The sequence below is a fragment of the Bacillus sp. TH30 genome, assembly GCF_016650875.1.
GTDB classification, from domain to species: domain Bacteria; phylum Bacillota; class Bacilli; order Bacillales; family Bacillaceae_G; genus Bacillus_A; species Bacillus_A mycoides.
The window spans coordinates 1,209,532-1,222,683 of the sequence record NZ_JAEKEY010000002.1 but is presented as its reverse complement, the minus strand read 5'-3'; the positions used below and the strand labels follow the sequence as shown (position 1 = coordinate 1,222,683).

Genomic DNA, 13,152 nt, shown 5'->3' with positions numbered 1-13,152 from the left:
GGGGGCACACGATCATGAATGAAAATCACTATTTATTATTAACACCAGGACCATTAACGACAACAAAAACTGTAAAAGAAGTTATGTTATACGATTGGTGTACGTGGGATGTTGAATATAACACGATGGTGCAAGATGTAAGAAATAGGCTTGTATCGTTAGCGACAAAGGAAGAAGAAAAGTACACAACAGTTTTAATGCAAGGAAGCGGTACGTTTGCGGTTGAAGCAGTAATTGGTTCTGTTATTCCTAGAAACGGAAAGCTGCTAGTTTGTACAAATGGTGCGTACGGTAAGCGGATTGTACAAATGGCAGAGATGTTACATATAGATGTGATGGTCAGTCAAACAGAAGAGTGGGAGCCTACTAATATTGCAGAAGTAGAAAAGTTATTGCAACAAGATAAAGAGATTACGCATATTGTAGTTGTTCATTGTGAAACAACTACAGGTATTATTAATCCAATTGTAGACGTATGTAAATTGGGAAAACAATATGGAAAAGTTACACTGGTTGACGCAATGAGTAGTTTCGGTGGTATTGAAATAGATATCGCTGAGTTGCAAATTGACTTTCTAATTAGTAGTGCGAATAAATGTATTCAAGGTGTTCCCGGATTCGGTTTTGTCATCGCAAATCGTGATGAACTATTGAAATGTAAAGGGCAAGCTCGTTCTTTATCATTAGATTTATATGATCAGTGGGAAACGATGGAAGAGCAAAATGGGAAATGGCGCTTTACTTCACCAACCCATATTGTACGCGCCTTCTATCAAGCATTGCTTGAATTAGAAGAAGAAGGCGGGGTAAGAGCCCGTTATAATAGATATTATAATAATCAAAAATTATTAGTGAACAAAATGAAAGAAATAGGCTTTAAGCCATTGGTAGATGAAAAATATCAATCTCCTATTATTACATCTTTCATTTATCCAGAAGCAGGATTTGAATTTTTGCAGCTGTATAACGAATTGAAGCGATATGGATTTGTTATTTATCCAGGCAAAATTTCGAAAGTAGATACGTTCCGCATTGGAAATATCGGTGATGTACATGAAGAAGATATAAAACGTTTAGTTGATAGTATTGCTAAAGGAGTTGTTATAGGATGAAAGTATTTTGTTTAGGTGGAGCAGGTAAAATTTGTCGTGAAGCAATTTTAGATTTAGTTCAATTTTCATCTTTTGAGACGATTACGGTAGCCGATTTTAACGAAGAAGAGGGCCGAAAAGTAGTAGAGTGGTTAAATGATCCTCGTGTTGATTTTGTGAAAGTCGATGTGACGAATCATGAGGATACGGTCGCAAAAATGAAAGGCTATGACATTGTAATGGATGGTACGACGATAAAGTTAAATGGATTGTCTACTCGTTGTATCGCAGATGCCGGCTGTCACGGTGTGAACTTAAATGGATTTGGTGAAGAAAATGAGTCCCACTCTAAATTTGTCCAACATGGAACAACATGTTTACCTGGATTTGGTATGACACCAGGTGTAACGCAAATGATGGCCATGTATGCAGCAAATCAGTTAGATACTGTAGAGTCAGTTCGAGTAAGTCATGGCTCGTATCGTCCAATTGCTTTTTCTGCATCAATTACAGAGACAACGACATATGAATATGATCCACATTTGCCGACGCGTACAGTGTATGAGGAAGGTGAATTTAAGCAAGTACCTCCGTTTGCGCGCCCGAGAGAAATTGAATTACCAGCACCTTACGGAAAAACAATGCAGTATATAATCCCGCATTCAGAAACGATTACGTTAGCGAAGGCACTGGAAGATAAAGGTGTACAGCTTATTGAAACAAGAGGAACTTGGCCAGAGCAAAATATGCAGCTCGTTCGTGCTTTATATGATTATGGTATATTGCGTAATGATCAAATTGAAATAAACGGTAAAGAAATTGGTATTATGGATTGTATTTCGAAGTATCTATTAAAATCGAAAGAAGGACAAGCAACAGAGCTTTATGGTTATGCACTTCATGTAGAAGTAGTAGGTATGAAAAATAATCAAAAACAAAGGCATGTGTTATACCATACACATCCGCTATCTGACGGTTCTGTAGTAGGTTGGGAGAAATTAAGGGCCTATACAAGAAATGTTGGTATCCCATTTGGAATCGCTACAGAGTTAATTGCAAAAGGAGTAGTTAATAAGGCCGGTGTTATTACTCCTGAAGAAGCTTTCGAAAATCCACAAATTATTTTTGACGAACTAGAAAAGCGAGGTATTTATATTCATGAAGAGATTTCTACTTACAAAGAAAATTATAACTTTGTATAAGTAAGGCAGTTTATGAGGTAGATATAAATGGGGTGAGGCTATGTCTGTAGTAGGTGAAGAGAGAAAGAGGACAATTCTTGAGAAGGTAGAGTTTAAAGGGAAAGTAAAAGTTTCAGAATTAGCGAGAGAGTTCGCAGTATCAACAGAGACGATTCGTCGGTATTTAGAAGAATTAGATCGTGAAAAAAAATTGAAGAAAGTGTACGGTGGAGCCGTTCAACTTCCGGGAGCTGGGATAGAGGCACCGATGTTAGAACGAGAGATGCTGCATATAGAAGAGAAGAAAAGAATTGGGTATAAAGCAGCAACGTTTGTGGAAGATGGAGATGTTATTGCGATTGATGATGGAAGTACACCACTTCAAATGGTGCCATATCTTGTTCATCGTAAAAATTTAACGATTGTTACGAGCTCTTTTCCAGTAGCGACACAATTAATATCTTCTATTAATAAAAAGATGTTTCACGGTGAGGTTTTATTTATTGGTGGAAAAGTATCTCCAAAACATTCACGTGTGTCGGGGTCTATTTCGCAGCAAGTAATTCATCAATTTCATTTTCATAAAGCGTTCGTTTCGATTGATGGGTTGTTGCAAGGTTTTGGGGTTTCTAGCTTTGAATTAGAAAAGGCGAAACTGTCAGAAGCGATGATTAAATTATCGGAGAAAACGTATATTTTATGTGATCATACAAAGGTAGGCGTAAAAGGGAACTACCGAATAGCAGGATTTTCTCGTATTCAACATATTATTTGTGATAAGAAAATGCCCTATAGTTTTGAAGAAGAAGTCAAAAAGCATAATATTCAATGGACAGTTTGCTAAATGAATTGAATACGTTTAGACTCCCACCTAATTTTTAGGTGGGAGTTTTACTATCAGCAAGTAAAAAAATAAAAGCTTTGTATTTATGCAAAAAGTGGACACATTTTCTCATCTCGTTCATATAATTTACCAATACAAAAAAAGTTGGTCGAAGGAAAGAAGGGAAAGTATGTCGGAACGGATATATAATAAACTTGTATTGTATGCAAACATTTTGCAAAAAATTGGTGTTATTAATGAAAAAGAAAAAAGTGAAATCCTTCATACGATAGGCAAAAAAGCCCTTTGAGTAAAGGGTTTTTTATTTTTTATCTATGGAAATATAAACTTAATGTAATATTATTGTTGACAATGATAATGAGATTCATTATCATTTATTATGTTAGCAATTGATAGTAATTATCAATTGAAATATATATAAGATAAGGGGATATTATTTTGAAAAAAGTTATATTAAAGCTCTAGTAGTAGCAACAACATTAGCTATTCCATTTGCTGCGTATTCTACTCCAGCGTTAGCAGCAATAAAAATTGAAGCAAACCAGTCGGTAGCAGCAGCCAGTGATCGCACGTATGATACTGAGATTAAAATATATAAGGATCAAAAAGATGAGCCATCTATGGTTTCTCAGTACATAAAAAATCCTAAAGTAGCAATTGAAGATGGGAAAAAAATCGTTACTGTAACAATACAAGATAGCGATTATTTTCAATATCTTAGAATAGAAGATAGAAATCAACCTGGTGTATTTCATGATGTGAAAGTTCTGTCAGAAGATAAAAGAAAAAATGGAACGAAAGTAGTCCAATTTGAAATTGGCGAATTTGAGCAGAAGCACAATATGCAAATGCATATATTTATTCCGGCTATTGGATATGATCACAAATATCAAGTTCAATTTGAAATTAAAGATCCAACTGTAGGTGAAAAAGAAACAGAGAAACCAGATGATAACTCTAATTCAGGCAATACGGAAACAGATAATCCAGTTGATAATCAAAATATGATAACAGATAACAAATTAAGAGAACTTGTTAATAAAAAAGTATTTAATAGAAAAGATTTAAATACACCAATTACGAAAGAAGAGTTATTACAAGTAAAGGACTTGTTTTTAAACACGAATGAGATTCTGGATTATAGTGCATTAAAATATATGCCAAATTTAAAATCTTTAACAGTTGCGAATGCGAAGATAACAGATCCGTCGTTCTTTGCGAATTTAAAGCAATTAAATCATTTAGCTTTGCGTGGTAATGAATTTTCAGATGTAACACCACTTGTTAAGATGGAAAATTTAGAATCTCTTGATTTGAGTAATAATAAAATTACAAACGTTGCACCACTAATTGAAATGAAAAATGTAAAAAGTTTATATCTATCAGGCAACCAAATAGAAGATGTAACAGCATTAGCGAAAATGGAACAACTAGATTACTTGAATTTAGCAAATAATAAAATTACGGATGTTGCTCCATTAAGCGCATTGAAAAATGTAACATACTTAACTTTAGCAGGTAATCAAATTGAAGATATTAAACCGTTATATTCATTACCTTTAAAGGACTTAGTATTAACGCGTAATAAGGTTAAAGATTTATCGGGTATTGATCAAATGAATCAATTAAATAAATTATTTATCGGTAAAAATCAAATTGAAGATGTGACACCACTTGCTAAAATGACTCAGCTTACAGAATTAGATTTACCTAATAATGAGTTAAAGGATATTACTCCATTATCAAGTCTAGTAAACTTACAAAAGCTTGATTTAGAGGCAAATTATATTTCAGACTTATCGCCAGTTAGTAAGTTGAATAAGTTAGTATATTTAAGTTTTGTTGCAAATGAAATCCGCGATGTTAGACCAGTAATAGAACTAAGTAAGAAAGCTTATATTAATGTTCAAAACCAAAAAGTCTTTTTAGAGGATACAGAAGTAAATAAAGAAGTAAAAGTACCTATATACGAAAAAGACGGGGAGGTATCTACAAAAATCCGTCTGAAGAGTGATGGTGGTACGTATAGTAATGGTGTAGTGAAATGGAGTACACCAGGTGAGAAAGTATATGAATTTGGAGTGAAAGATCCATTTGCGGATACAGGAATCTTCTTTACAGGATCTGTAATTCAAAATGTAGTAGAAAGTAAAGGGGACAACAATTCTAAAGAAGACAATACTTCTAAAGAAGATGAGAAAGTAGAGGTAGTAGAATTTAAAGATGTACCAAAAGGACATTGGTCAGAAGAAGCAATTCATTATTTAGCGAAAGAAAATATTTTCAAGGGATATGGAAATGGACAATTTGGATTTGGGGATAGTATTACTCGTGGACAAGTTGCGTCTTTAGTACAAAGGTACTTGAAATTAGAAAATAAAGTAGAGCAGAAAGAGATGTTTACTGATACGAAAGGGCATATGTTTGAGCAAGATATTGCTACAGTTGCACAAGCTGGAATTATGCAAGGAGATGGTACAGGTAAGTTTCGTCCAGAAGGAGTATTAACTAGGTACGAGATGTCAGTAGTATTACAAAAAGTATTTCAGTTAAATGAAAATGAAAATAATTTGGAGAACTTTACAGACGTACCAACAGGTCATTGGGCAGAAGGATATGTGAAAGCATTAGTGGATAATAATATATCAAAAGGTGACGGGAATGGGAACTTTTTAGGGGATGATTTCGTAACACGTGAGCAATATGCGCAATTTCTGTATAAGGCAATAAAAAAATAATAAATGAGAAAAATACGTTATTCTTTAATAAGAAGAATAACGTATTTTTTATATGTACAAAATCAAATGCTAAATAGACAGGAGTGTTTACATGTGATAGGCCTATTTTTCCGATAGGTGCTGAAACCATATTGACAAAAAGGCATTCTCGTGTGATAATTCAATTAAATTTTTAGAATAATCAAAAAACATTCCTTTTATATAGAAAGGATTTGAATATTATATTAATATTACGCCGGGGGTGACGAAATGTTATTTTTTCTGAAAAAATGGAACGAATTAAAAGATGTGAAAGCAGAATTGGCACTTCGCGATTGGTTTTATGGTACGAAAATTAGTTTATCGATGTGTACGTCAAAAGAGCCATTAACATTTTTAGTGAATGTAGAGGGAAGAGATAAAGGGGTATTTTCTGAAGAAGATTTTATTGTCGTAAATTGCATGTGTGAGCCAGTATTTGAAAACGAAGAAAAACCAGCTATAGAGTCATTTATGCATGCGGATATTTATAAAAAAAGTAGTGCAGAATGCATTTTACAAGTACAGACTGTAGATAGTCATTTAATGTCAGAGCTATATGGGAAAGAAGGAGAAGTAACATTCGAAAAACGTAGTGTGGAACGTGTTTTTGGAAAAGACGGTATTACAGAAATGACAATTCCAATTGTAGAAGATGAAAAGAAATTCGCTAATTTATTAGAAAATAATGTTCCGAATTTTATTGAAGGTGGAGGAGTAGTCCTTGTTCATAATTACGGAATGATCGTGTGGGGGAAAACTCCAGAAGAAGCGAAAAAATGGTTGGAAGGTATAGAGTATTTAATGAACTATCACGTAAAGCTTTTAATGATAAAAGGGGCAAAAAGTTCTGTTATATAAAGATGTATTCACAGAGATTACCACCCTTTAAAAATGAAAGCGTTTTAAAAAGAAATTTCACTCATAAAATATAGGTCTCCTTATTATATATAGATTACATGTTGACATGTAAGGAGGAACATATTTTGCGAGTTAAATATCATTTTCTGCCAAAACAGCAGGTGACATTTTGCAAAACGAATGATTCTGGTGAAAAGGCGTTACAAATTATGAATGAAACGGGATTTCGCGCAATTCCTGTATTAGCAGAAAATGAGAAGGAATTCACGGGGATTATTTATAAAGTAGATCTTTTAGAAAAGAAGTGTAATAGCAGATTAGAGGACGTAAGTACAGAAGATGTACTGGAAAGTCCAAATTCGTTTATTTTTGAAAAGGATTCTTTTTTTAGAGCTTTTTACGTTATTCGTCGTCTCCCGTTTTTAGCGGTTTTAAATGAGTATAATGAATTTGTCGGCATTTTAACACATTCTAATGTATTTGATGTCATTGAGGATTCGTTCGGTATGCGGACGGGTGGTTATATATTAACAATTGCAACACAAGATTGTAAGGGAACAATTAAAGAGCTTGGGACATTATTAAAAGCATATAATATCGGTGGACTGTTTACGCTTGATAACGGTGATCAATATATTCGCCGTGTTATCGTAAATATATCGGATGAGTTAAATGAAAAAAAATTAAAGCAATTAATTGAAAAGATAGAGAAAAAGGGATTCAGGGTGAGTCATGTAGATTATATTTAAGTTGAAAAGGAAAGGTACCTATCTGCTATGTGTAGATAGGTATCTTTTTTAGTGCGAGAAATGAATTTTATTTTGAAACAGAAGGTGGAGACAATGCTAAATCAGATAAAAAAATAAAGTCTGCATGCTCACGAATTTTAGGAATAGAAGTTTCGATAATACGTGATGTAATTTCACCTGGAGCCCCAACGTGTCCGATAGCTACCATAATGGGTTTGTCTTGGATTTTTTTTATGAGTAATTGTGCTTGTTTTGAAATGTGACTTACCGTATATACATCATCAAAAAATAATTGGTTTTCAATAATAGGAACGCCTAATTCTTTACCGATTTTTGGGACAACACTATTAGGGTTTGTTTTACTATCTAAATAAAATAAACCGTGCTTTTTACAGGCAGAAAGTATAAGACGTACAATCCTTTCATCAGCGGTTACTTTTGATCCCATATGATTGTTCATTCCTATTGCATGAGGTATTTCTTGAATTGCTTGTTCGAGTCGGTTGTTTATTTCTTCATCGCTTAAATCTGTTGTAATCGCTTTTGGTCCAAGCCACTCTTTTTTTCCTCTAATTGGTTCCATTGGCATATGTATAATAACTTCATGCCCTTTTTTATGGGCAGCTATTGCATCTTGTTTAGTAGAAGGAAGAAATGGCATAACAGCAACAGTGAGTGGAATAGGAAGTGATAACATCTTATCTGTGCCTTTCATATTATTGCCGAAATCATCGATGACAATAGCAACTTTATTCGTATGAGCGTTTGCTTGAATAGGAAAGAGGAAGAATGGTATGAACAGGGTGAAGATGAGAACTGTAATAGTATATTTGCGCATATAAATATTTCCTTTCTATTTTATCCCGCTATTTGCGGACAGTAAGACTCCCACCTCAAAATTTGGCTGGAGTAAAGAAGCTAGGTGGAAAATCCACTGCCCGTAAACGCCCGATTGGTGAAGGCTAATAATTAGTGGGGATGGACAAAACCCCCACTGATTAAAGTTCACTTTATCAATCATCATTATGTTTTGCGTTTTTACATAAATTAAACAAAAAATGTCGAAGAAAAGTACATTGAAAATAGAGAATCCACTGTTTACTGAGTATTTACAAAAAAGAAGATGAAAAAAATGTCTATTATTGCGAATGTATTTACAAAGATAGAATAATTTGTAATAATTCTCAAAGTGAGGGTAAAGATTTGTAAATTACAGGGGAAAAATGTTAAATTTTCTGATTCTTCAATTTTAAATAAAATTAAGTGTTTAAAGGGCTAAAGTAGAAGAGGCGTTGAGAGTATGGAAGAAAAATAAGGGGGATATGGATGTTTACTGTAAAAAGGAAGTACACATTAGAAAAGCTTTCGCATGATATTCATATGAAACGTGAAGAAATGATTCATTTAGGATTAACAAGTGGGTTAAATAGTATGGAGACAATTCAAGTTAGTCAAGAATTGGACAAGCTTATCGTACAGTATCAGCGTTACAAAGAAAAACAAACACCGAAATGGTTTTCAATTATAAAGGTTCCTATTTTTCAAATTGGGTATGAAGGGAAATCAAACAATTTTTGGAGAATGTTTGTAGCTGGTTTTATGAAATAAGTATAATTACCCTTTTAGGATAAGGATAATTATACTATGTGTAATGGAATCTCTATATGAACTGTCGTTCCTTTGTTTTCTTTACTATCAATAAAAATATGCCCATTGTACATCTCTACAATTCGTTTACATATAACAAGCCCAAGACCTGTTCCAGTATCTTTATTAGTAAAGAACGGATGAAAGAGGTGTTTTTGAATATGTTTAGGAATCCCTTTTCCAGTATCAATAATTTGCAAGTGTGCGTGTTTTTCGTTGTTTGTTACTACAATGGTTAATGTATCACCAGAAGCCATGGCTTCAATTGCATTTTTTGTAATGTTTAAAACCACTTGTTTCATATGGTCTTTTGAGCAACGTATATGAACAGGGTGGTCTGGCAAATGTAAATGAAATACAATGTTATGTAGATTCGCTTCAGATTGGATAATTAATGCTACCTCATTAAGAATCGTTCTTACATCATATGTTTGTTCAATGATGGCAGTTGGTTTTCCAAGAATAAGAAATTCGCTTACAATTTCATTAATCCGCTCTATTTCTTGTTCGATTACGGAAAAGTAGAACTGATCCTGTTCATCTTTATATTTCTCTTTTAACAGAGCAACGAGTCCTTTAATTCCAGTAAGAGGGTTACGGATTTCATGAGCTGTACTAGCTGCAAAAGTTCCAACCAATTCAATTTTTTGTAGTTCATTTTGTTGTCTTTCTAGTTTTGTTTGACGTTTTAATAACATATATTGAGCAAGTAAAAATAAAATAGACATTAAAAATAAAGTAGCTATACACTCTATTGAAACTAACTGGTATAAAGTTTGTTGATGAATAGGTAACGGAGAAACAGCGACTTTCCAATTTAATCTTTGGAGTGGGGTAGTAAGCATGTTAGAATGCCCATCGCTTGTTTCGTTATTATCATCGGTTAGAAAAACTACATCATGTTTATCAGTCACTTCGAAATGATATTGTGGTTTAATAGCATTTAAAGAGGCTGAAATGTAGTCAAAGCGTAAACTTGCTAATAATAAGCCTGAGAGTTCCTTTTGTCTATTAAATATTGGAGACGCAATCATAATAGCTTGATGTCCAAGAACGCGATCTGTAATAACTGATGATACAGTTGTTTTCTTAGATTGCAATGCATCTTGGATGTATTGGCGGTCAGAAACGTCAATAGGCGGCGAATCGCCTTGGGATGCGAGTGTAATCATCCCATCTGTCGTAGCGTAATATAGACCGGAAAAACGTTCATCATTTCCATCGGTATCATGTACAATCTGTTTAATCCCATTGATGTTTCCAGTTTCGGTCCCTACGACTTTTGCGAGCATTTCTAAGGCAGATATAGCTTCACCAAGGTGATGGTCTAAATAGTCTCTATATAAAAAGAGAACAGTGTGAGCAGATAGTTTGTTTGCCTGTTTCATTTGATAAGTGTGATATGAAAAAAATGTGGCACCAATCCCTATCGTTGGCAGTATAACAAGCAGTATGTAAAAAAATATGCTTTGTAATTTGACTTTCAAATTTGGTACTCCTTCTTTTTTTATTATCATTATATATAAACTATGTTAAAATTGTCATGTTTTTATTCAAGAATCATTTGCATTACATTAGGGAAAGGAAAAGGAATGAGTGAATATTCATTCGGAAGTTGTAATGAAGTGCTACGTTGCTTTTCTTTTTGTTGCGGAGAATTTAAGTGAAGGGTTGAAATGGTATGACATCAAATAATGAGCGAGAAGACATTTCTCAATCTTTAAAAGTATTTATTGCATTATCCCGTGTACATCGTTCTGTTATGGATACTACAAATAAATCCATACAAAGTAACGGATTAAATCCAACTGAGTTTGCTGTATTAGAATTACTATATCATAAAGGAGGCCAACCACTTCAGCAAATCGGTGAGCGTATTTTAATAGCTAGTGGCAGCATTACATACGTTGTAGATAAGCTAGAGAAAAAAGGGCTTGTAAAACGAATTCCATGTCCAAATGACAGGCGTGTTATTTATGCACAATTAACGGAGTCTGGAGAGAGCTTTATTGCTTCTATTTTTCCAGGTCATGAGCAAGTTATATATCAGTCTTTTGAAATGTTAACGAAGGATGAGAAGGATGAATTACTCGAGCTATTGAAAAAAATTGGAAAGTATGAAAAATGATGATATGTTCCAAAGGAGCTTTGGATAAAGAAATCCAAGGCTTTTTTGTGTGCATGTATTTATGACACCATCTACCGCATTTTGCTGAAGAATAAGAGGAGATTTGTAAGTAAGAATTGAATTATAATAATGATGCATATAATGGAGAGGGGGCTCGTTCATGTCATTTAAAGACTATGAATATAAACGGCCAAATATTGAAGAATTAAAAGGGAAATTTACTGTTGCTTTAGAGAAGTTTGATAACGCAAAAACTGTAGAAGAACAAAAACAAGTTATCAATTCAATTAACGAAATTCGTAATGACTTTGGTACAATGGGGAACCTTTGTTACATTCGTCATTCTGTTGATACGACAGATGCCTTTTATAAGGATGAGCAGGATTTCTTTGATGAATTCTCTCCAGTTGTACAAGGGTATGGTACAAAGTATTATAATGCGTTAATTCATTCTCCATTCCGCGAAGAATTAGAAGCGTATTATGGAAAGCAATTATTTGCTCTAGCTGAATGTGATTTAAAAACATATTCAGATGAAGTAGTGAAAGATTTACAATTAGAGAATAAATTGTCTTCACAATATACACAGTTATTAGCATCTGCAAAGATTGACTTTGCAGGAGAAGAAAGAACGTTATCGCAACTTATTCCGTTTATGCAAGGAAAAGAAAGAAGTGAACGTAAAGCAGCAAGTGAAGCATACTACGGATTTTTAGCTGAGAACGAGGAAGAGTTAGATCGTATTTATGATGAGCTTGTTAAAGTGAGAACGAAAATCGCAAAAACACTTGGTTTTAAAAACTTTGTTGAATTAGGATATACAAGAATGTATCGTACAGATTATAATGCTGAAATGGTAGCGAACTATCGTCAGCAAGTATTAGATTATATCGTTCCAGTTGCAACCGAGTTAAGAAATAGACAAAAAGCACGCATTGGTGTAGAAAAGCTCGCTTATTATGATGAAAACTTTGAGTTTGCTACAGGTAATCCAACTCCAAAAGGCGATGCCGATTGGATTATTAATCACGGGAAAACGATGTATAAAGAATTATCAGCTGAAACAGATGAGTTTTTTAATTTCATGCTCGATAATGATTTATTAGATTTAGTTGCGAAAAAAGGAAAAGCTGGTGGTGGATATTGTACATATATCGAGAATTATAAAGCGCCATTCATCTTCTCAAACTTTAATGGAACGTCTGGGGACATTGATGTATTAACACATGAAGCTGGTCATGCTTTCCAAGTATATGAAAGTCGTAAGTATGAAATTCCAGAATATAATTGGCCAACATATGAAGCATGTGAAATCCATTCAATGAGTATGGAATTCTTTACATGGCCATGGATGAAGTTATTCTTTGAAGAAGATGCGGATAAATATTATTTCTCACACTTAAGTTCAGCACTTCTATTTTTACCGTACGGTGTATCTGTAGATGAATATCAACATTATGTATATGAAAATCCAGAAGCATCGCCAGCAGAACGTAAGTCAGCATGGCGTAACATAGAGAAGAAGTATTTACCACATCGTGATTATGAAGATAATGATTATTTAGAGCGTGGTGGTTTCTGGCAACGTCAAGGTCATATTTATAGCTCACCTTTCTATTATATTGACTACACGTTAGCTCAAATTTGTGCACTGCAATTTTGGAAACGTGCAAGAGATAATAGACAAGAGGCTTGGGAAGATTATGTGAATCTTTGTCAACAAGGTGGAAGTAAATCATTCTTAGAATTAGTAGAAGTTGCAAATTTAACATCACCATTCGCTGAAGGGTGTGTAAAAAGTGTAATTACAGAAATTGAAGCGTGGTTACGTGCTGTTGACGACACAAAATTGTAAAAAAACATGCACTTTTTTCCTATGTTTAACATCGACATAA

The 13,152-nt window shown here is 33.8% G+C and carries 11 protein-coding genes; 9 read left to right on the top strand and 2 right to left on the bottom strand.

The genetic code is table 11. From position 1 onward, the window contains the following. Positions 1 to 14 precede the first annotated feature (14 nt). The 6 genes from phnW to cbpA all read left to right on the top strand — a co-directional run bounded on the left by phnW (position 15) and on the right by cbpA (position 7,482). Complete coding sequence (gene phnW / locus JFU20_RS08460) at positions 15 to 1,112, top strand: 2-aminoethylphosphonate--pyruvate transaminase (RefSeq protein ID WP_002064372.1); 1,098 nt, start codon at positions 15 to 17, stop codon at positions 1,110 to 1,112. Further along, the gene (locus tag JFU20_RS08455; protein WP_002166110.1) at positions 1,109 to 2,293 is read left to right on the top strand and encodes a saccharopine dehydrogenase family protein; all 1,185 of its coding nucleotides are present in this window, start codon (positions 1,109 to 1,111) and stop codon (positions 2,291 to 2,293) included. Before phnW ends, JFU20_RS08455 begins: the two co-directional genes overlap by 4 nt. Positions 2,294 to 2,333: 40 nt before the next feature. Further along, positions 2,334 to 3,116, top strand: a complete 783-nt coding sequence (locus tag JFU20_RS08450; RefSeq protein WP_002011553.1) for a DeoR/GlpR family DNA-binding transcription regulator — start codon at positions 2,334 to 2,336, stop codon at positions 3,114 to 3,116. A gap of 422 nt (positions 3,117 to 3,538) precedes the next feature. Beyond that, positions 3,539 to 5,854 (top strand): NEAT domain-containing leucine-rich repeat protein, encoded by a 2,316-nt coding sequence (locus JFU20_RS08445; RefSeq protein WP_201039222.1) that lies wholly within the window; start codon positions 3,539 to 3,541, stop codon positions 5,852 to 5,854. A gap of 249 nt (positions 5,855 to 6,103) precedes the next feature. Then, a complete protein-coding gene (locus JFU20_RS08440; RefSeq protein WP_002011549.1) occupies positions 6,104 to 6,733 on the top strand; it encodes a class II aldolase/adducin family protein in 630 nt (209 codons plus the stop codon). Between the two features lie 125 nt (positions 6,734 to 6,858). Beyond that, the gene (cbpA, locus tag JFU20_RS08435) at positions 6,859 to 7,482 is read left to right on the top strand and encodes a cyclic di-AMP binding protein CbpA (protein ID WP_002086818.1); all 624 of its coding nucleotides are present in this window, start codon (positions 6,859 to 6,861) and stop codon (positions 7,480 to 7,482) included. 67 nt (positions 7,483 to 7,549) lie between these two features. On the opposite strand, the gene JFU20_RS08430 is transcribed toward cbpA, so the two are convergent. Further along, positions 7,550 to 8,320, bottom strand: a complete 771-nt coding sequence (locus JFU20_RS08430; protein ID WP_002011545.1) for a divergent polysaccharide deacetylase family protein — start codon at positions 8,318 to 8,320, stop codon at positions 7,550 to 7,552. A gap of 488 nt (positions 8,321 to 8,808) precedes the next feature. Between JFU20_RS08430 and JFU20_RS08425 the strand changes: the two genes are divergently transcribed. Continuing rightward, positions 8,809 to 9,090 carry an aspartyl-phosphate phosphatase Spo0E family protein gene (locus JFU20_RS08425; protein WP_002011543.1) on the top strand — a complete coding sequence of 94 codons (282 nt, stop codon included), beginning with the start codon at positions 8,809 to 8,811 and terminating at the stop codon, positions 9,088 to 9,090. Positions 9,091 to 9,119: 29 nt separating this feature from the next. Here the strand turns inward: JFU20_RS08425 and JFU20_RS08420 are convergent, their stop codons facing one another. Then, entirely contained in the window at positions 9,120 to 10,616 is a 1,497-nt protein-coding gene (locus tag JFU20_RS08420; protein ID WP_002166109.1) for a DUF3149 domain-containing protein, read from the bottom strand. Positions 10,617 to 10,810: 194 nt separating this feature from the next. Between JFU20_RS08420 and JFU20_RS08415 the strand changes: the two genes are divergently transcribed. Together JFU20_RS08415 and JFU20_RS08410 are read left to right on the top strand one after the other, a co-directional pair. After that, on the top strand, positions 10,811 to 11,257 hold the full coding sequence (locus JFU20_RS08415) for a MarR family winged helix-turn-helix transcriptional regulator (protein ID WP_002011538.1): 447 nt from the start codon (positions 10,811 to 10,813) through the stop codon (positions 11,255 to 11,257). A 160-nt stretch (positions 11,258 to 11,417) separates the two neighbouring features. After that, positions 11,418 to 13,112, top strand: coding sequence for a M3 family oligoendopeptidase (locus tag JFU20_RS08410; RefSeq protein ID WP_201038521.1), 1,695 nt, complete (start codon positions 11,418 to 11,420; stop codon positions 13,110 to 13,112). Positions 13,113 to 13,152 lie beyond the last annotated feature (40 nt).

Excerpts from the sequence above, each read along its gene's own strand:
- phnW (WP_002064372.1), top strand. The coding sequence starts at position 15 with ATGAATGAAAATCACTATTTATTATTAACACCAGGACCATTAACGACA.
- JFU20_RS08455 (WP_002166110.1), top strand. The coding sequence starts at position 1,109 with ATGAAAGTATTTTGTTTAGGTGGAGCAGGTAAAATTTGTCGTGAAGCA.
- JFU20_RS08450 (WP_002011553.1), top strand. The coding sequence starts at position 2,334 with ATGTCTGTAGTAGGTGAAGAGAGAAAGAGGACAATTCTTGAGAAGGTA.
- JFU20_RS08440 (WP_002011549.1), top strand. The coding sequence starts at position 6,104 with ATGTTATTTTTTCTGAAAAAATGGAACGAATTAAAAGATGTGAAAGCA.
- JFU20_RS08430 (WP_002011545.1), bottom strand. The coding sequence starts at position 8,320 with ATGCGCAAATATACTATTACAGTTCTCATCTTCACCCTGTTCATACCA.
- JFU20_RS08425 (WP_002011543.1), top strand. The coding sequence starts at position 8,809 with ATGTTTACTGTAAAAAGGAAGTACACATTAGAAAAGCTTTCGCATGAT.
- JFU20_RS08415 (WP_002011538.1), top strand. The coding sequence starts at position 10,811 with ATGACATCAAATAATGAGCGAGAAGACATTTCTCAATCTTTAAAAGTA.
- JFU20_RS08410 (WP_201038521.1), top strand. The coding sequence starts at position 11,418 with ATGTCATTTAAAGACTATGAATATAAACGGCCAAATATTGAAGAATTA.